We start from the raw sequence: 17,389 nt of genomic DNA, 5'->3' as shown, positions 1-17,389 counted from the left end.
GAGGCTAGTCAGGAAGCCTTTTCTCCTTGCTGGCGCGGTCCCGATCCGTTTCCGAAAATTCCAGTGCCATGTCCAGAGTCTCCATGAACTCGTTGAGTTTGATGGGTTTGGTGAGATAGCGGAAGAAGCCTGCGACCAACGCTTTCTCGATATCGCGAGGCATGGCATTGGCACTCAGTGCAAGCACCGGAATGTGCGCCGTAGCAGGATCTTGACGCAGGATGTTGAGCGCCTGGATGCCGTTGATATCCGGCAGATTGATGTCCATCAGGATCACTTGTGGCTGGTGGGAACGGGCCAGCGCGATGCCTCGCGCACCATCCCCCGCACTCAACAAACGCATGTCGGGACGACGCGCAATGAGTTGTGCGACCAGCTCCGTGTTGGCCTGGTTGTCTTCGACATACAGCAGGGTGCGCTGCGTCACGCCATCCCGTGCACAAGATTGAAGAGGCGGACGTGGTTCGTCTGCACCGGCAGCGACATGGGGTGCGTCCGTCAAGGCCAGTTCGAACCAGAACGAACTGCCCACACCGAGGGTGCTCTGCGCACCGATTTCACCCCCCATGAGTTCGACCAGGCGTTTGCTCACCACCAAGCCGATGCCGGTTCCTTCTTCAGGGCCGGTCTCTTGTCCAAGACGATCAAACGGCTGGAACAGTTGTGCTATTTTTTCTGGGGATAAGCCGTCTCCGGTATCTTGCACACTGATGTGCATGCGCTGCGTTGAGGTCGCGCTGCACCTGACGTCAACCGTGCCGCCCACGCGGTTGTACTTGATCGCGTTGGAAAGCAAGTTGATGAAAATTTGCTTAAGCCGAGTCCGGTCGGCATTGACATAACAAGGGGCATCGAAATGCGGGAAGTTCATTCGAATGCCGCTTTTTTGTGCCTGCGGTTCAATCATGGCTTTGCAATCAAGCAACACTTCGGACAGCGATATGGGTTCCAGCGACAGCGACAGCTTGCCGGACTCGATCAATGCAAGATCGAGAATTTCGTTGATCAACTTCAGCAGATACCACCCGGCCCGAAGAATCTGGGCAATGCTGGCCGCTTGACTGGGCGTGGGCGGCGGCGACCCCGACTCCATGAGTTGGGAAAAACCGAGGATTGCATTGAGCGGGGAACGCAACTCATGACTCATGCTGGAGAGGAAATCCGATTTGGCGAGGTTGGCTTTTTCCGCTGCTGCCTTGGCGTTCGCCAACTCGACATTTTTCTCCAGCAGTGCCTGATCGAGCAATAACTGATCTTCTTGAACTTGTTTGCGCACGGTGATGTCACGCAAAATACCCGTGAAGTAACGCTGGGAACCCTGCTGCATCACACTCACCGTCATCTCCAGTGGAAACAGGCTGCCATCCTTGCGCCTGCCCACAACCTCTTGCCCAATGCCAAAGGTTTGCCACATAAAGTTGGCATCGTGCCTGGCGAGACACATCTTGCACCGGTCTCCCACCAGCTCGGGAATCAGCATGCTGAAGTCTTGCCCGACAAGTTCTGCAGTGCAATAGCCAAACAAGCGCTCCATGGCCGGGTTCACTGTCGCGATGTGGCCACCACAGGCGTGGAGGGTAACGATGCCATCCGCCACGGTGTCCAGAATCGTTCTGATCAGCGAGGTACTGTCGAGCTGTGCATCGTCCGGCTTGTGAGCTGTCTTGTCGACACTGCTCAGCAGAAAGCCGATGACGGCGTCCTGCGGGTCCGTCAGCGCCGTGACCGATACCACCAAGGGCAAGCGACTGCCGTCCTTTCGGATGCAGGTCAATTCGTAGATAGTCTCTGCACGACGCAAGGCCTTGAACATCAACGCCTCAAAGCCCGACGCCACCGGGGTTCCGAATTCTCGGCTTATCGCTTCAGCGTGCGTCACCAGTTCCTGCGGGTCGAAAAGGTCGGCCGGGGTGGTCTTGTTCACCAAGTCAGCCGCCACATAACCCAGCATCCGTTGCGCACCGCCGTTAAAGACTTGAATTACCCCTTTGAGGTCGGTGGCGATGGTTGATAAGTGGGTGCTATCGAGAATCGCACTCTGCAAGGAGTTCGTCTTGAACAAGGCCTCTTGTGCCAATCGAAGGGCCGCCATGGCATTCAACCGCTCTTCACGCTTGCGCTGCGCCATGACGGCATCATCCGCAGGAGCGCTATCGTTGCCTGTTGGTGGTATGGCAGATTTTAAAAATTCCACCATCCTACATTTGGGACTTGAAATAATGAAAGGAATGGGCAAACGCGTCCCGGATTTTTTCCATCTTGGCAATATATTCATCTCTGCTTGTCATGATCTTGGTTCCAGGTGGTTAATGAACATCCCAGCCCAGAGGGGCGATGAATTTGACCTTTCACAGATTAAATTCCGCCGCTGCAGATTTCAAATTGAGAATACGCAAAGGCGGCCATGGACCGGTATTGCTGACATCACCTGCGCCATATTCAATTCAGCCCGACTGGCGAAGCCCCTGCGCCCGACAAGTCCAAAGTGGAAAAGTGGTAGTAACGGGTATTCAGGTATCGCGCCACCTCCGCCACATCGTCATCACCCCACCCCAGCCCGAAATAACTTTGCCAGCGGCGTACCTGCGCATGCAGGCTTGTCGGATCGGTCACGGTTTTCTTGTCACGCCAATGAACTTCGGTGCTGTGACAGGCGATGCAATGCGTGGTGTACAACAACTCGCCGCGTGTAGCGTCGCGCATGGGTGGTGTTTGGGCCACTGCGAGATGTCCAAACCAGCAAAGCAGAACGCCGGCGATGGGTTTGAGAAGCATGATGTTCCTTTTCACGTTGTGTCTTTTAAATTATAGGCATCGCCAAGAGGCGCGCACACACACCAACCCGGAACAGACGTAGACTTTTTAATCCCCGCCTGTGGCGACGCTTCGTCATGATCGCGCGACCTTACTTGAGCTCAGATGCTTGCGCTGGCGCCGCTGGCTGACGGACAGCTTTCTGGTGCGCTATTTCGACCTCATCACCGTGTTCGGCAAGCGGTTGATCGGGCTGAACTTGTTCCAGTACGCCCATAGCTTCCAGACCATCGTGTTGCCCGGTGAATCAGCGCGATCACTTACGAAAGACTACCGGGACCAGGGCCGGGCACCTCGTTCGTGCAATTTTTTTGCCATTCATGCAACGGGCACGGCAGTTGATTGGATAGCTTCCCGCGGCGCGTGAGCCGTCGCTAGAGTCCGTTCTCCAAAGGTCATGAGGCCACAAAAAGGAGACAACGTGATTCCACCGGCATTCGACTACGTCGCCCCCCGATCCATCGGCGAGGCCATTTCCCTGCTGTCCAGTTTGGGTGACGACGCCAAGCTGCTGGCAGGCGGCCACAGCCTGCTGCCCATGATGAAGCTGCGCTTTGCGCAGCCCGGCACGCTCATCGACATCAACCGCATCCCCGAGCTGCGCGGCATTCGCGAAGAAGGCGGCTTGATCCGGATCGGCGCCATGACCACCGAGACCGAGCTGATTGAATCGAAGCTGCTGCAGGACCGCCTGCCACTGCTGCCCGAGGCGGCCAAACTGATTGCCGACCCGCAGGTGCGCAACCGCGGCACCCTCGGCGGCGACATCGCCCACGGCGACCCCGGCAACGACCACCCGGCCATTGCCATGGCGCTGGACGCCACCTTTGTGCTGCAGGGGCCCAATGGCGAGCGCCAGGTCAAAGCCGTGGACTTCTTCCACGGCACCTACATGACGGAACTCGCCGACAACGAAATCCTGACCGCCATCCTGATCGCACCGTTTGAGTCAGGCACCGGCTACTGCTACCAGAAGCTCAAACGCAAAACCGGCGACTGGGCCACCGCAGGCGCGGCCGTGGTGCTGCGCATGAGCGGCGGCGTGGTCACGCAAGCCCGCATTGGCCTGACCAACGTGGCACCCACCGCACTGCGGGCGCGCGATGCGGAAGCGGCCTTGATCGGCCAGGCCATCACAACGGCTTCGCTGGACGCCGCCGTCAAGGCCGTGCGGGCGCTGTGCGACCCGGCGGAAGACCTGCGCGGCGACGCCGAATACAAGACCGCCATGGCAGGCGAGATGACCCGTCGCGCCATCCAGGCCGCTGCCGCACGCTGCCGTTAAACCACCCCACAAGGAGACAAAACAATGAGCAAAAAAATGGTGTCGATGACCCTCAACGGTCGCACGGTGGAAGAGGCGGTGGAACCCCGTACCTTGCTGGTGCACTTTCTGCGCGAGAAGATGAACCTGACCGGCGCCCACATTGGCTGCGAGACCAGCCACTGCGGCGCCTGCACGGTCGATGTGGATGGCCAGTCGGTCAAGTCCTGCACGCACCTGGCGGTGCAGTGCGACGGCAGCGAGGTGAAAACGGTGGAAGGCCTGGCCAACGCCGGTGTGCTGCATGCCGTGCAGGAAGGCTTTTACAAGGAGCATGGCCTGCAGTGCGGCTTCTGCACCCCCGGCATGCTGATGCGCGCCTACCGCTTTTTGCAGGACAAGCCCAACCCCACGGAAGAAGAAGTACGCGTGGGCATGGCGGGCAATCTGTGCCGCTGCACGGGCTACCAAAACATCGTCAAGGCCGTGTTGCACGCCGCCCGGACACTCCAGCAACAAGACAAGGTGGCCGCGTAAGCGCCACCCGAGGAGACATGCATGAACGCACCAATGAGTGAGCAGGAAAAAGCCCTGATGATGGACCGCGAAAAGGCCTTGATGGGCCTGGGCGAGTCCCGCCTGCGCAAGGAAGATGCACGCTTCATCCAGGGCAAGGGCCACTATGTGGATGACATCAAGCTGCCCGAGATGCTGCACATGGACATCGTGCGCTCGCCGGTGGCGCATGCCCGCATCGTGCGCATCAACAAGGAAGAAGCGCTGAAGGTACCCGGCGTCATTGCCGTGCTGACCGCCGCCGATTTGAAGCCCCTCAAACTGCACTGGATGCCCACGCTGGCCGGTGACGTGGCCGCCGTGCTGGCCGATGAAAAAGTTCACTTCCAGATGCAGGAAGTGGCGGTGGTGATTGCCACCGACCGCTACGCCGCCGCCGATGGCGTGGAAGCGGTCGAAGTTGAATACGAAGAACTGCCGGTGGTGATTGACCCGTTTGAGGCGCTCAAGCCCGGCGCCCCGGTGATCCGCGAAGACCTGGCGGGCAAGACCGAGGGCGCGCACGGCAAGCGTTACCACCACAACCACATCTTCACCTGGGACGCGGGCGACAAGGCCGCCACGGACGCCGCGTTTGCTGCCGCACCCATCACCGTGACGCAGGACATGCACTACCCGCGCGTGCATCCCTGCCCGCTGGAGACCTGCGGCGCCGTGGCGTCGTTTGACCCGATTCGCGGCGAGCTGACCACCTGGATGACCAGCCAGGCGCCGCACGTGGTGCGCACCGTAGTGTCGATGCTCTCGGGCATTCCGGAGTCCAAGGTGCGCATCATTTCGCCGGACATTGGCGGCGGCTTTGGCAACAAGGTCGGCATCTACCCCGGCTACGTGTGTGCCATCGTGTCGTCCATCGTGCTGGGCAAACCGGTGAAGTGGATTGAGGACCGCATCGAGAATTTGTCGAGCACCGCCTTTGCGCGGGACTACCACATGACCGGCGAACTGGCCGCCACGGCCGACGGCAAGATCCTGGCGCTGCGCACCAACGTGATTGCCGACCACGGCGCGTTTGACGCCTGTGCCGACCCCACCAAGTTTCCGGCCGGCATGTTTCACATCTGCACCGGCAGCTACGACATTGCCAACGCCTACTGCAAGGTAGACGGCGTGTACACCAACAAGGCGCCCGGTGGCGTGTCCTACCGCTGCTCCTTCCGCGTGACCGAAGCGGTGTACCTGGTGGAGCGCATGGTGGATGTGCTGGCACAAAAGCTGGGCATGGACAAGGCCGAGATACGAGCCAAAAACTTCATCAAGCCCGAGCAGTTTCCGTACCGCTCCGCGCTGGGTTTTGACTACGACTCGGGCAACTACCAGACCGCGCTGGACAAGGTGCTCAACGCCGTGGACTACAAGGGCTTGCGCGCCGAACAGGCGCTCAAGCGGGCCGACCCGGACTGCCCCACGCTGATGGGCATTGGCCTGGTGGCCTTTACCGAGGTGGTGGGCGCGGGCCCCAGCAAAATTTGCGACATTCTGGGTGTCGGCATGTTCGACTCCTGCGAAATCCGCGTGCACCCCACGGGCTCGGCCATCGCCCGCATGGGCACGATCTCGCAGGGCCAGGGGCACCAGACCACTTATGCGCAGATCATTGCGACCGAGCTCGGCATTTCGTCGGAAGTGATCCAGATTGAAGAAGGCGACACCCACACGGCGCCTTACGGACTTGGCACCTACGGCTCACGCTCCACACCTGTAGCCGGTGCAGCAGTGGCCATGGCCTCGCGCAAAATCCACGCCAAGGCGAAGAAGATTGCCGCCCATCTGATGGAGGTGAGCGAAGCGGATCTGGAGTGGGAAATCGACCGCTTCAAGGTGCGCGGCAACGACGCCAAGTTCAAGACCATGACCGAGATCGCCTGGGCCGCCTACCACCAACCGCCCGAGGGTCTGGAGCCCGGCCTGGAGGCGGTGCACTATTACGACCCGCCGAACTTCACGTTTCCGTTTGGCATTTACCTGTGCGTGGTGGACATCGACAAGGGCACGGGCGAGACCAAAATCCGCCGCTTCTATGCGCTGGACGACTGCGGCACGCGCATCAACCCGATGATCATCGAAGGCCAGATCCATGGGGGCCTGACCGAGGGCTTTGCGGTGGCCATGGGGCAACTACTGTCGTTTGACAAGCAGGGCAACATCCAAGGCAACACGTTGATGGACTACTTCCTGCCCACCGCGGTGGAAACGCCGAAGTGGGAGACCGACTACACCGTCACCCCCTCCCCGCACCACCCCCTGGGTGCCAAGGGCGTGGCCGAATCGCCGCACGTGGGCAGCATCCCGACCTTCACCAGCGCCATGGTGGACGCGTTTGCCCATCTCGGGGTGACGCACTTCAACATGCCGCACTCGGCCTACCGTGTGTGGCAACAACTCAAAAAAGTTGGCCTCGCCAGCTGACGCAGAAAGAATTCATGGAAGTTGTTTTAGACAAAACCTACCCGGTCGCGGCCGGGCTGGATGCCGGCTGGTCGGTCCTCTCCAACCTGCACGAACTCGCCACCTGCATGCCGGGCGCGCAGATCACCGAGGACATTGACGCCACGCACTACAAGGGCAGCGTGCGAGTGAAGGTGGGGCCTGCGGTGGCCGCCTTTGCCGGCACCATTGAAATCCTCGCGCTGGACCCGGCCACCCGCACCCTGAAGATGATGGGCAAGGGCGCCGACAAAAGCGGCTCGTCGGCATCGATGGAACTCACCGCCCACCTGGTGGCGGCGGACAACGGCCACAGCACGCTGGTGGGCCATGCGGAAGTCATCGTCAACGGCAAGTTTGCACAATTTGGCGGACGCATGATGACCTCGGTGTCCGACATGATCCTGCTGCAGTTTGCGGACGTGTTTTCGCAAAAGGCACAAGCGTTGCAGGCCGCCTCGGCCACGGCGCCTGTGGCGGGCGAAGCCTTGGGCGGCTCACCTGCAGCACCGCCCGTGCGGGCTCCGGTGGTGGCCAAGGAATTCAACGCCTTGGGGCTGGTGTGGGCCCTGATACGCGACTTCTTGGCCAACCTGTTCGGCCGCAAGCCCAGGCACTGAGCATGTTGGCACCTGAGCAGCCCACCCCGGACGGCCTGCGTGAGCGTCTGTTCAAGGCGGGCTACATCGCCGATGAAGACCTCGCCAGCCTGATCTGGATGGGGCTCTCACTGGAGCGGCCCCTCCTGCTTGAAGGGGCCGCTGGTGTCGGCAAGACCGCCGTGGCCAGCGCCTGCGCACGGGCGCTGGGACGCCCCTTACTGCGGCTGCAGTGCTACGAAGGCCTGGACCTGAGCCAGGCCGTGTACGAGTGGAACTACAGCCGCCAGTTGCTGGAAATCCGGCTCGCCGAAGCGGGCCAGGGCGACCGTGCGGCCTTGCGCGACAACCTGTTTTCCGAGGCCTTCCTGCTGGAGCGCCCGCTGCTCAAAGCCATTCGCGCGCCCGAGCCCTGTGTGCTGCTGATTGACGAGATTGACCGGGCCGACGAAGCGTTTGAGGCCTTCCTGCTGGAAATGCTCTCGGAGTACCAGGTGACCGTTCCTGAGATTGGTACGCTGACCGCGCGCAGCAAACCCCTCGTCATCCTCACCAGCAACGGCACGCGCGATTTGTCGGACGCGCTGCGTCGGCGCTGCCTGTTTCACTATGTTGATTTTCCGTCGCTGGCGCGCGAGACGCAGATTGTGCGCACGCTGGTGCCCGAGGCGGCAACGCGGCTGATTGAAGAAGCCGTGGCCTTTGTGCAGCGTCTGCGCAAGGAAGACCTGGACAAGACGCCCGGCGTGGCCGAAACACTGGACTGGGTGCGCGTGCTGTTCAAGCTAGGCCATGGCGAACTACCGGCCGAGACGCAGACACTGATGCCGTCACTGGCCGCCTTGCTCAAAACCCGCAACGACCGCTGGCAGGTGACGGCGGAGCGCGTGGCCAAGCTGACCGCAGGCCCCCGCGTCGGTCAGGATGCGGGCGTGGCGGGCGCCATGAAGTCAGGGCATTGAACCGTGAGCCCCACGCCCGCCACGGCGACCGACCCGCGAGAACGCCTGGGCGAGTTTGCCCACTACCTGCGCGAACACGGCTTCGCATTGGGCTACGCGGAACTGGAACTGATGGCCCGCGCCGCCGCGGCCCTGCCGCTGGCGCAGTGGAGCCGCACCGAAGCCCTGTGGCGCGCCATTGCCTGCGGCGGGCGCACGCAGTGGCGCAAGTACCCGGACCTGCACCAGGCCTTCTGGTTTCCCCACCAGGTCAAGGGCACAAGCAAAAGCTCAGGCCAGACCCGGCGCGCACGCTCCCTGCCTGAACTGGTGCAACAGATGCACAGCGACATGGGCAACGCGCCCCCCACGCAAGCCCGTCCCACCACCGGCATGGCGGACCAGCCCGGCACTGGTGAGGCCGAGGCAGGTGATGGGCCTCAACGTGCCCAGGGCGGCGCCAGCCGCACCGCGCCGCTGGAGCAACGCGACTTTGCCGACTGGCTGCCCGCCGACATGGACCGCTTCGAGCCACTGGTGGAGGCGCTCAAACGCCGCCTGCGCGCTCAGTTGCTGCGGCGCTGGCAAAGCCACCGCGAGAGCGGCGCCATCCATCTGCGGCGCTCCCTGCGGGCGGCACTCGCCACCGGGGGAGAGCTGGTGAAACTGCACCACGTGCGCCGCCAGCGCCGCCAACCGCGGGTGGTGGTGCTGGTGGACGTGAGCCGCTCCATGGAAGTGCACGCCCAGTTCTTTTTGCGGCTGAGCCGCGCGTTTGTCGAGGTCATGGACGCGCGGGTCTTTGTGTTTCACACCCAGCTGGCCGAGGTCACGCCGCTCATGAAGCGGCGCAGCGAGCGGGTGCAGGAAAAAGTCAACGCCGTGACCTTCGGCTTTGGCGGCGGCACACGCATTGCCAGCTGCCTGAGTGAGGCCGTGCACCAGCACCTGGACCGCTCACTCACACGCGGCGACCTGTTCATGGTGTTCAGCGACGGTTATGACACCGACGAGCCCACCGCCCTGGCCGAGGTGCTGGCGCAGGTGCGCGCACGCGGCGCGCGGGTGTGCTGGCTGCACCCCACCGTGCAGGCACCGCAATCAGCGGCCATGGCACTGGCGGCCCCCTTTGTCACGCGGTTCATGCCGGCGCACAATCTGGCGAGCCTCTCCAGGCTGGCCGACTGGCTGGCCTGAGCGCTTGACCATCCACCCCTTCAATCCAACACAAAAGAGCAGGAACAACCACCATGGGATGCTTGATGAAACAGGGCGGCGGGCTCTTTCCCCGCCTCAAAATTGGCGCGGTGGTACTGGCCGCCGGTCAGGGGGTGCGCATGGGCGGCGTGGCCAAGTCGCTGATTCGCCTGCAGGGCGTGCCGCTCATCAACCGCCAGCTGATTGCACTGAGCGGCGCCGGGGTGGACGAGGTGGTGGTCGTCACCGGCCACGCCCGCGAGGCGGTAGAAACACAGGTGCAGGCCTTTCCGGTCACGCTGGCCTACAACCCGGCGTATGCCGACGGCCAGCAGGGCTCGGTGCGCGTGGGTCTGGCGGCACTGAACGGCAAGTTTGATCTGGTCTTTATCGTGCTGGCAGACCAGCCCTTGATTGGCTCGGGCGACTTGACCGAGCTGATTTCCGCCTTCAAGAAACGACCCCGCGGCAACGTGGTAGTGCCCGTGGTGAGCGGCCAGCGCGGCAACCCGATCTTGCTGGACGACGTGGCCCGCGCGCACATACTGGCCAGCGACACCCACCTGGGTTGCCGCCACCTGATCGAGCGCCAGCCCGAACTGGTGTTTGTGCACAAGACCACCAACACCCGCTTTGTGACCGACCTCGACACGCTGGACGACGTGCAGCAACTCGCGCAGCGCACCGGCTGGAAGCTTGAACTGCCCGCGGCTGAAACCACCGCATGACGACGGGCCGTGCTGAGGACGCGTTTCAAACCCATTGGCCCGTGCCCATGGGCCGACACCACTTTGACCGCGCGGTCGAGGTCAACCCCATCCTGGCCCGTGTCTTCAAGGCCCTGCGCGCGACCGATGCGCAGGCGCCCGCAGGCAGCTTCTACGCCAGTGCTGACGACCTGATGCAGCGCGTGGACCTGCCCGAATTCGGCGCCCTGCTCCAGTTCATTGCCGCCTCGTTGCAAACCACGGCGCAACAGGCCAATGCCAGTGTGTGGCCCGGGGGCCGCCACGGCCTGCAACTGGAGTTGACGGGGGTCTGGTTCCAGATTCAGAACGGGGCCTCGTTTCACGACGTGCACACGCACGGCAACTGCTCCTGGTCCGGCGTGTATTACGTGCAGGTGGACCCCACCAAGCAACGCATTAACAACCCGCAGTTTGGTGAACTCAACGGGGCCACGCGCTTTTACAGCCCCATGTTTCCGCTGCTGGGCGGCGCACACATCGACATGGGCAACGCCTGGCTGCAGCAGGCCACGCTGGACGTGGCGCCGCAGGAAGGCGAGCTGGTGCTGTTCCCGGCCTTTCTGCCGCACAAGGCCATGCCTTATGTGGGCGAGCGCGAGCGCATCATCGTGTCCTTCAATGCGCAAATTCGCGCACCGGGCGGGGACCAGCTTTTCAGGTACGCCGGGACATAAGCCAAGCCGTTGTTGATAATGCGTTTCTGACGTTGGAGAACCCCCCATGAACGCACCCATCCCACCCTCGCACCTGGCCCCTGAAATTCACCAGCGCGAGGTGCCCCCCGCCCTGATCGACGCCCTGAAAACCCGCTTTGCCGAGCGCTGCTCCACTGCCCTCGTGGTGCGTGAGCAGCATGGGCGTGACGAGTCGGCCTTTGCCCCCGTGCCACCGCCCAGTGCCGTGGTGTTTGCCGAAAGCACGCAGGACGTGGCCGACGCCGTGAAGCTGGCCAGCGAGTACAGCGTGCCGGTCATTCCCTTTGGCGTGGGCTCGTCGCTGGAGGGCCATTTGCTGGCCGTGCAAGGCGGCATCAGCATCGACGTGAGCCGCATGAACCAGGTGCTCAGCATCAACGCCGAAGACCTGACGGTGACCGTGCAGCCCGGCGTCACCCGCAAGCAGCTCAACGAAGCCGTCAAGTCCACCGGCCTCTTTTTCCCGATTGACCCCGGCGCCGACGCCACCCTGGGCGGCATGAGCGCCACACGCGCCAGCGGCACCAACGCCGTGCGCTACGGCACCATGCGAGAAAACGTGCTGGCGCTGGAAGTGGTCACGGCCAGCGGCGAAGTCATCCGCACCGGCACCCGCGCCAAAAAATCATCCGCCGGTTACGACCTGACACGCCTGATGGTGGGCAGCGAAGGCACGCTGGGCGTGATCACCGAGGTGACCGTCAAGCTCTATCCCCTGCCCGAAGCGATTTCGGCGGCCATCTGCTCGTTCCCCAGCATCGAGGCCGCGGTGCGCACCACCATCCAGATCATCCAGATGGGCATTCCGATTGCGCGCGTGGAGCTGATTGACGGCAACACGGTGCGCATGGTCAACACCTACGCCAAGCTGGGCTTGCGCGAAGAACCGCTGTTGCTGATGGAGTTTCACGGCTCACCGGCGGGCGTCAAGGAGCAGGCCGAAGGGGTGCAGGAGATTGCCTCGGAGTTTGAAGGCAACGCCTTCGAATGGGCCACCACGCCCGAGGAACGCACCCGCCTGTGGACCGCCCGGCACAACGCCTACTTTGCCGCCATCCAGAGCAAACCCGGTTGCCGCGCCATCTCCACCGACACCTGCGTGCCCATCTCCCGCCTGGCCGACTGCCTGCTGGACTCGGTGGCCGAGGCCGACGCCAGCGGCATCCCCTATTTTCTGGTCGGCCACGTGGGCGACGGCAACTTTCACTTCGGTTACCTGATCGACCCCGACAAACCCGAAGAACGCGAGCTGGCCGAGACCCTCAACCACGCCCTGGTTGCCCGCGCCCTGCGCCTGGAAGGCACCTGCAGCGGCGAGCACGGCATTGGCCTGCACAAGATGGACTTTCTGGTGACCGAAGCCGGTGTCGGCGCCGTGGACATGATGCGCACCATCAAACGCGCGCTGGACCCGAAGAACATCATGAACCCGGGGAAGATTTTTACGCTATAGGTTTGATAGCTGCTCTCGCAGGTGAGACGGGGGCTGCAGGCTGATTTTGTATAAATTCCTCGGATTTCGACGACGGACGCAGCAACTGCGTGTCCGTGGCGAGCAACTCGTTAAACAGTTTGGACGCGTAGGGGTTCTTGCGGGACTTGAGTTTGGAAAGATCGTATTCAGCTTTCATGGTTGTCCACCTCGATAGAACGCGCTTTCGCGCTTGGTCGCCTTGCGTGCCGAGATGATGCGAATGGGCGTCACCGTGGTCACTGCCGAGTAAGAACCACGTGCGTGGCAAGTGGCGTGCTTTGGTGCCTGGTGCAGGCGTAGCCCAAAGCAGGAAGATTTATTCCTTCGAAGAGTCTTTCTCCAGCGCCAAGCAGGACCGGCGCAATAGCGATGTGCATCTCGTCGATCAGGCGTTGGCGAAGATATTGTTGAATGACATTGACGCCGCCGCCAACGCGAACATCCTTGCCTTCGGCCGCTTCGCGCGCTCGCGCCAGGGCGGCGGCAATGCCTTCTGTCACGAAGTGGAAGGTTGTTCCTCCTTCCATGACCAGCGGCGCGCGCGCGTAGTGGGTCAGCACGAACACGGGGACGTGATAGACAGGATTCTCGCCCCACCAACCCCGCCAGCTCTCGTCTGGCCAGGGTCCGCGAACCGGCCCGAACATGTTCCTGCCGAGAATCCAAGCCCCCATATTCTGAAAGCCTCGAGCGGCAAAGTCATCATCAACGCCCGTTTCTCCGCCATCGTTACCGAACAAGTTCTTCTGAAACGTTCGGGTGGGCAAGGCCCAGCCATGAAGCGAGGTGCCGCCCACGCCCAGTGGGTTGCTGATGTCCTGGTCTGGGCCAGCGCCGAAACCGTCGAGTGAGATGGTGAAACTTTCTACACGAAGCTTGGACATGGTGTTCCTCGGGGGGTGAGTGACTACGAAAGATGGCCTGTGATTATTCTGGGCCTTCAATTCTCACAAAAGTGGCTTGCACTGGATACGCTGTGCAAATATACAGTTATGAATTTTCCATGAAACCCGGGGAAGATTTTTACGCTATAGTTTTAATAGCTACTCCCGCATGTTGGACGCGGGCTACAGCCCTCAGCAGTACGCCTGCCGCTGGAATTTCAATGCGTCCCGGTCGATGCTGGCCTCCAGCAGCGCCATGTCCGCCGGGCACACGCCCTGCTGCGTGAAATGACGCGCCCACTGCGCCACCGTGCGGGCCACCGCTTGAGTCAGCTCCATCGCACGCGGCCTTTTCAGGCCGAACTCGCTGAGTTCTGACAGGGCATTCTCCAGCGTCGACTCTGCCCCTGCGGCCCCCACGGACAAGGCCTGGTAGCCCAAGTTCTGCAGGCTGGGCACCACATCAAACGCCGGAGCCAGCTCGTAGTAACCGTCAAAGCCCAGGCGCACGCAATGGTTGCGCTCGTGGTCGTCGGTGTTGTCCATGAGGATGTTGAACACCATGCGCCGGAACAGCTCTTCGCGCATCGCCTGCTGCCGGTCGGGATGGCCCAGGCGCAGCAAAATGGTCGCCAGCGCGCTGTAGCTCGCGCGCAGGCCCGCCGCGGCCAGCACCGTTTTGGCGGACAGGCAATGCAAGCGGTAGTCGCCCAGCCGGTCAAACCGCTGGATCGTCAAGGCGTGGCGCACCTTGCGATGGCGCTGCGGCAGCGCAAGCACCGCCGTGGCGGCCACGTTGATGCCGACTATTGCGGCCAGGGTCATGGTGGCGTGCTCGATGAGGGGCGTATCGACCGGGTCATCCAGCTCGCTGAACTTGATCACACAGGCGCCCTCCGGGGTTTGCAGCAGGGCTTTGGGTCGTGCGCCACCCAGCGTCACACCCGGCTGAAGCAATCGCGCCATCTCGGGCGTGATGGGGGCCTGCAACTGGAGATCCTCAATGGCCCGGGCGAGCTGGCCCAGGTCTTTCAGTTCCGGATAAGCGTCCACATAGCGCGGAATGTAGTGCTCAGCAGAGACCGAAATGCCGAGTGCGCCGAAACGGTCATTTCCTGCGAACAGCAGCATTTCCAGAATCGACAGTCGGGCGGGCCGGTCCACGTGGCGAATGATGCGCTCCCCCCAGCGGTCCGGCCGCGCATCGTCCAGCGCACCCGGTGCGCTGCCGCGCTCGCCGGCACTGAACACCTGGCCCGCCATGACCGGCAAATCTTCACTCAAAGGAAAATTCCACCACCCGGGTGCATAGGCAAACGTGGCGCAGTCGCTCACCAATTGAGACAGACCGACCTCGCCAACCAGCGTTGGGTTGGACGGGTCCACGAGTGCCCAGACATACAGCTTGTCTTGCGGCACATAGGTGCGGGGGTCAACACCATGGGCATTCATTTGGATTTCAGCTCCACTTTGGACAACAGCGCCGCCAGGCCCGCAGCGGTTCTTTCATGGCTGGCGCCAGCAGGGCTGCGCCCGGGTTTTGCTGACGAAGCGGATGAAACTGATGAAACTGACGTAGGGGCCAGGCCACGGGAACGGATTTTCGCCACCTCACGCTCCAGTGAGGCGTGGTCGTTTTGCGGCGCAACGAGGTCGGCCAACCCAGCGGCCTGGTTGATCAGCCACATGCACATCACGTAGGACACCATGGCCACCGAGGGGTCACCGCGCTCAATACGGGCCATGGTGGGCTGGGACACCCCCAATTTTTTGGCCCACTGCGCTTGTGTTTCGCTGCGCCGTTTGCGCGCCAAAACGATGTTTTGCGCCAGCAGTTCAATCTGCTGGATGACGGCTTGCGGGTAGTCTGTTGGCTTGGTATTTTGCTTTGGCATTCATAGATTTTATTTATGTGGCAAATTTTTGCAACTCTATGAATAAATTATTGAAACTGGTGTGAGTGCCGTAGACATGATGCGCACCTTCAAGTGCGCGCTCGACCTGAAGAACTTCATGAACCTGGGGAAGGTTTTTACGCTATAGGTTTGATAGCTACACCCGCGCGTGGGACGCCGGCTACAGCCCGTTTTGATCTTGGCCTTCGGCCCCTATGGGGTACGCACCAGCCACTGTCAAAAGCAATGCAAGTTACAGCCCTGTTGGCCTACTTGCGAATGGGCGAGTCTTTGGCAATGCCCCACGACTTGCCAAGGGATGAACTGGTGCCGGAGTTGCCATTTTTCTCCTGCACTGCTTGCTGGGCCGCCTCCAACGCGGGCGAGGACGCCGGCATTTGGCTGGCCAACCAGAGTGCCAAGCCCACCGCACCGATCAGCGCCGCCGCAATCAACAGTAACTTGAGTGCGATGAGCCATACATTGGTTTCACCGTCTTCGTCCATGTCTATCTCCTTCGGGGTAGGCCGCAAAAAATGCCCCCACAGTATGCGCTGCTGAATCGGTTTCGGCCTGTTCAGGGCGAACTCGATGCGCACCGCATTAAACGCGCGCGAGACCCGACGAACATCCTGAACCCGGGGAAGATTTTTAAGCTATAGGTTTGATAGCTACTCCCGCACGTAGGACGCGGGCTACAGCCTGTTTTCATATAAACCGTCCGGATCACGCCGTCTGGAAATCCCTCGACATGGTGTCAGTCACAGCACCGCCGCCACTTCAAGCAGCGCCTTGCCCCAGACGAGGAGTTGGTAGGTGCGGCACGTGGGGACAAAGTAAGGGTCGTTTTCAATCAGCGTCACCGCGCGCTCCCGTGACTCGACCTCCAAAACCCACAAGCCACCCACAAACGCAGCACCCGCTTCCTCGCGCAAACCACCGCCAATCAGAATCTCGCTTTGGTGTTTGCGAAGGTACGCAAGGTGCAGGGTTTCCCGCTCTCGGCGCACCGCAAGCATCTCTGGTGAGTCCTGAAAAATGGCGACGAAACGCATGGTTTTTCCTTGTGTGGCGCTGCGGAATCCGCAGGTGTTTGCGGTTTAGGGGATCATCCGCCTCAAAGCTCCGCCTGCTCCGCAATCGCGTTGGCCATGTACTCGATCTTCTTTTGCATGTCCTGGTCGGTGTCGGCAAAGCGCTGGGCGATGGCGAGGAATTCGTCCTGGATTTCGATGAAGGCGTCCACCATGTCGGGGTCGAAATGCGCGCCCCGGTTCTGGAAGATGATGGCCACGGCCTGGTCGTGCGGCACACCGTCTTTGTAGACTTTGTTGCTGATGAGCGCGTCATACACATCGGCAATCGCCATCAGGCGCGCGGACACCGGAATCTGCTCGCCAACCAGGCCTTGCGGGTAGCCGCTGCCGTCCCATTTTTCCTGGTGGCAATAGGCCAGGTCTTTCAGGGTCTGCAGCAGCTCGGCGCGGTAGCCCAGGGTTTTTTCGGCGTGCACGATGGCGTCGTGCGCCAGCGTGGTGTGGGTCTTCATGATGGCAAACTCGGCCGTGGTCAGGCGGCTGGGCTTGAGCAGAATGCGGTCCGGAATGCCGATGGTGCCCATGTCATACAAGGGTGCCGACTGGAACAGGATGTCGATATACGGCGGCGTCAGCACGGACGCAAACCGGGGGTGGTCGGTGAGGCGCTGGGCCAGCGTTTTGACGTAATGCTGGATGCGCAGAATGTGGTTGCCGGTGTCGGAATCACGGGTTTCAGCCAGCGAGGCCATGGCAAACACCGCCACGGCCATGACAGCGCGCACCGTGTCGGCATTCTCTTTGGGGCGGTTGTCAGGTGAATTCAAAATGGGCCTC

19 protein-coding genes are annotated in these 17,389 nt (G+C 61.8%); 10 read left to right on the top strand and 9 right to left on the bottom strand.

The window, feature by feature from the left end; genetic code table 11:
- Positions 1 to 4 precede the first annotated feature (4 nt).
- Both AC097N_RS10915 and AC097N_RS10910 read right to left on the bottom strand, forming a co-directional pair.
- Complete coding sequence (locus tag AC097N_RS10915; RefSeq protein ID WP_479581039.1) at positions 5 to 2,128, bottom strand: PAS domain-containing hybrid sensor histidine kinase/response regulator; 2,124 nt, start codon at positions 2,126 to 2,128, stop codon at positions 5 to 7.
- Between the two features lie 311 nt (positions 2,129 to 2,439).
- The gene (locus tag AC097N_RS10910; RefSeq protein WP_479581038.1) at positions 2,440 to 2,775 is read right to left on the bottom strand and encodes a c-type cytochrome; all 336 of its coding nucleotides are present in this window, start codon (positions 2,773 to 2,775) and stop codon (positions 2,440 to 2,442) included.
- 100 nt (positions 2,776 to 2,875) lie between these two features.
- Here AC097N_RS10910 and AC097N_RS10905 point away from each other — a divergent pair, with 100 nt between their 5' ends.
- Genes AC097N_RS10905 through AC097N_RS10860 form a run of 10 tightly spaced genes read left to right on the top strand, consistent with a single transcriptional unit; the run spans position 2,876 to position 12,715 of the window.
- The gene (locus AC097N_RS10905; protein WP_479581037.1) at positions 2,876 to 3,181 is read left to right on the top strand and encodes a hypothetical protein; all 306 of its coding nucleotides are present in this window, start codon (positions 2,876 to 2,878) and stop codon (positions 3,179 to 3,181) included.
- Between the two features lie 54 nt (positions 3,182 to 3,235).
- Entirely contained in the window at positions 3,236 to 4,099 is an 864-nt protein-coding gene (locus AC097N_RS10900) for an FAD binding domain-containing protein (protein ID WP_479581036.1), read from the top strand.
- 24 nt (positions 4,100 to 4,123) lie between these two features.
- Positions 4,124 to 4,615, top strand: coding sequence for a (2Fe-2S)-binding protein (locus AC097N_RS10895; RefSeq protein ID WP_479581035.1), 492 nt, complete (start codon positions 4,124 to 4,126; stop codon positions 4,613 to 4,615).
- Positions 4,616 to 4,636: 21 nt separating this feature from the next.
- A complete protein-coding gene (locus tag AC097N_RS10890; RefSeq protein ID WP_479581034.1) occupies positions 4,637 to 7,063 on the top strand; it encodes an aerobic carbon-monoxide dehydrogenase large subunit in 2,427 nt (808 codons plus the stop codon).
- 14 nt (positions 7,064 to 7,077) lie between these two features.
- A complete protein-coding gene (locus tag AC097N_RS10885; protein ID WP_479581033.1) occupies positions 7,078 to 7,701 on the top strand; it encodes a CoxG family protein in 624 nt (207 codons plus the stop codon).
- Positions 7,702 to 7,703: 2 nt separating this feature from the next.
- On the top strand, positions 7,704 to 8,642 hold the full coding sequence (locus tag AC097N_RS10880) for an AAA family ATPase (RefSeq protein ID WP_479581032.1): 939 nt from the start codon (positions 7,704 to 7,706) through the stop codon (positions 8,640 to 8,642).
- A 3-nt stretch (positions 8,643 to 8,645) separates the two neighbouring features.
- Entirely contained in the window at positions 8,646 to 9,818 is a 1,173-nt protein-coding gene (locus AC097N_RS10875; RefSeq protein WP_479581031.1) for a VWA domain-containing protein, read from the top strand.
- A gap of 53 nt (positions 9,819 to 9,871) precedes the next feature.
- Positions 9,872 to 10,546 (top strand): nucleotidyltransferase family protein, encoded by a 675-nt coding sequence (locus AC097N_RS10870; RefSeq protein ID WP_479581030.1) that lies wholly within the window; start codon positions 9,872 to 9,874, stop codon positions 10,544 to 10,546.
- On the top strand, positions 10,543 to 11,241 hold the full coding sequence (locus AC097N_RS10865) for a TIGR02466 family protein (RefSeq protein ID WP_479581029.1): 699 nt from the start codon (positions 10,543 to 10,545) through the stop codon (positions 11,239 to 11,241). The genes AC097N_RS10870 and AC097N_RS10865 overlap by 4 nt, the downstream gene beginning before the upstream one ends.
- 46 nt (positions 11,242 to 11,287) lie before the next feature.
- Positions 11,288 to 12,715, top strand: coding sequence for an FAD-binding oxidoreductase (locus tag AC097N_RS10860; RefSeq protein WP_479581028.1), 1,428 nt, complete (start codon positions 11,288 to 11,290; stop codon positions 12,713 to 12,715).
- Here AC097N_RS10860 and AC097N_RS10855 read toward each other — a convergent pair.
- The 7 genes from AC097N_RS10855 to AC097N_RS10825 all read right to left on the bottom strand — a co-directional run bounded on the left by AC097N_RS10855 (position 12,705) and on the right by AC097N_RS10825 (position 17,379).
- On the bottom strand, positions 12,705 to 12,893 hold the full coding sequence (locus AC097N_RS10855; RefSeq protein ID WP_479581027.1) for an antitoxin: 189 nt from the start codon (positions 12,891 to 12,893) through the stop codon (positions 12,705 to 12,707). The two genes, AC097N_RS10860 and AC097N_RS10855, sit on opposite strands and share 11 nt — an antisense overlap.
- A 79-nt stretch (positions 12,894 to 12,972) precedes the next feature.
- Positions 12,973 to 13,620, bottom strand: a complete 648-nt coding sequence (locus AC097N_RS10850) for a dihydrofolate reductase family protein (protein WP_479581026.1) — start codon at positions 13,618 to 13,620, stop codon at positions 12,973 to 12,975.
- Between the two features lie 192 nt (positions 13,621 to 13,812).
- A complete protein-coding gene (locus AC097N_RS10845) occupies positions 13,813 to 15,072 on the bottom strand; it encodes a type II toxin-antitoxin system HipA family toxin (RefSeq protein ID WP_479581025.1) in 1,260 nt (419 codons plus the stop codon).
- Positions 15,069 to 15,515, bottom strand: coding sequence for a helix-turn-helix transcriptional regulator (locus AC097N_RS10840; RefSeq protein WP_479581024.1), 447 nt, complete (start codon positions 15,513 to 15,515; stop codon positions 15,069 to 15,071). The genes AC097N_RS10845 and AC097N_RS10840 overlap by 4 nt, the downstream gene beginning before the upstream one ends.
- Positions 15,516 to 15,784: 269 nt before the next feature.
- The gene (locus AC097N_RS10835) at positions 15,785 to 16,021 is read right to left on the bottom strand and encodes a hypothetical protein (protein ID WP_479581023.1); all 237 of its coding nucleotides are present in this window, start codon (positions 16,019 to 16,021) and stop codon (positions 15,785 to 15,787) included.
- A gap of 255 nt (positions 16,022 to 16,276) precedes the next feature.
- The gene (locus AC097N_RS10830) at positions 16,277 to 16,570 is read right to left on the bottom strand and encodes a YciI family protein (protein ID WP_479581022.1); all 294 of its coding nucleotides are present in this window, start codon (positions 16,568 to 16,570) and stop codon (positions 16,277 to 16,279) included.
- Between the two features lie 62 nt (positions 16,571 to 16,632).
- The gene (locus AC097N_RS10825; protein ID WP_479581021.1) at positions 16,633 to 17,379 is read right to left on the bottom strand and encodes an HD-GYP domain-containing protein; all 747 of its coding nucleotides are present in this window, start codon (positions 17,377 to 17,379) and stop codon (positions 16,633 to 16,635) included.
- Positions 17,380 to 17,389 lie beyond the last annotated feature (10 nt).

Source organism: Rhodoferax sp. LS1R11 (assembly GCF_056521395.1).
The sequence above is the reverse complement of the archived record's forward strand: the minus strand, read 5'-3'. Positions and strand labels throughout refer to the sequence as shown.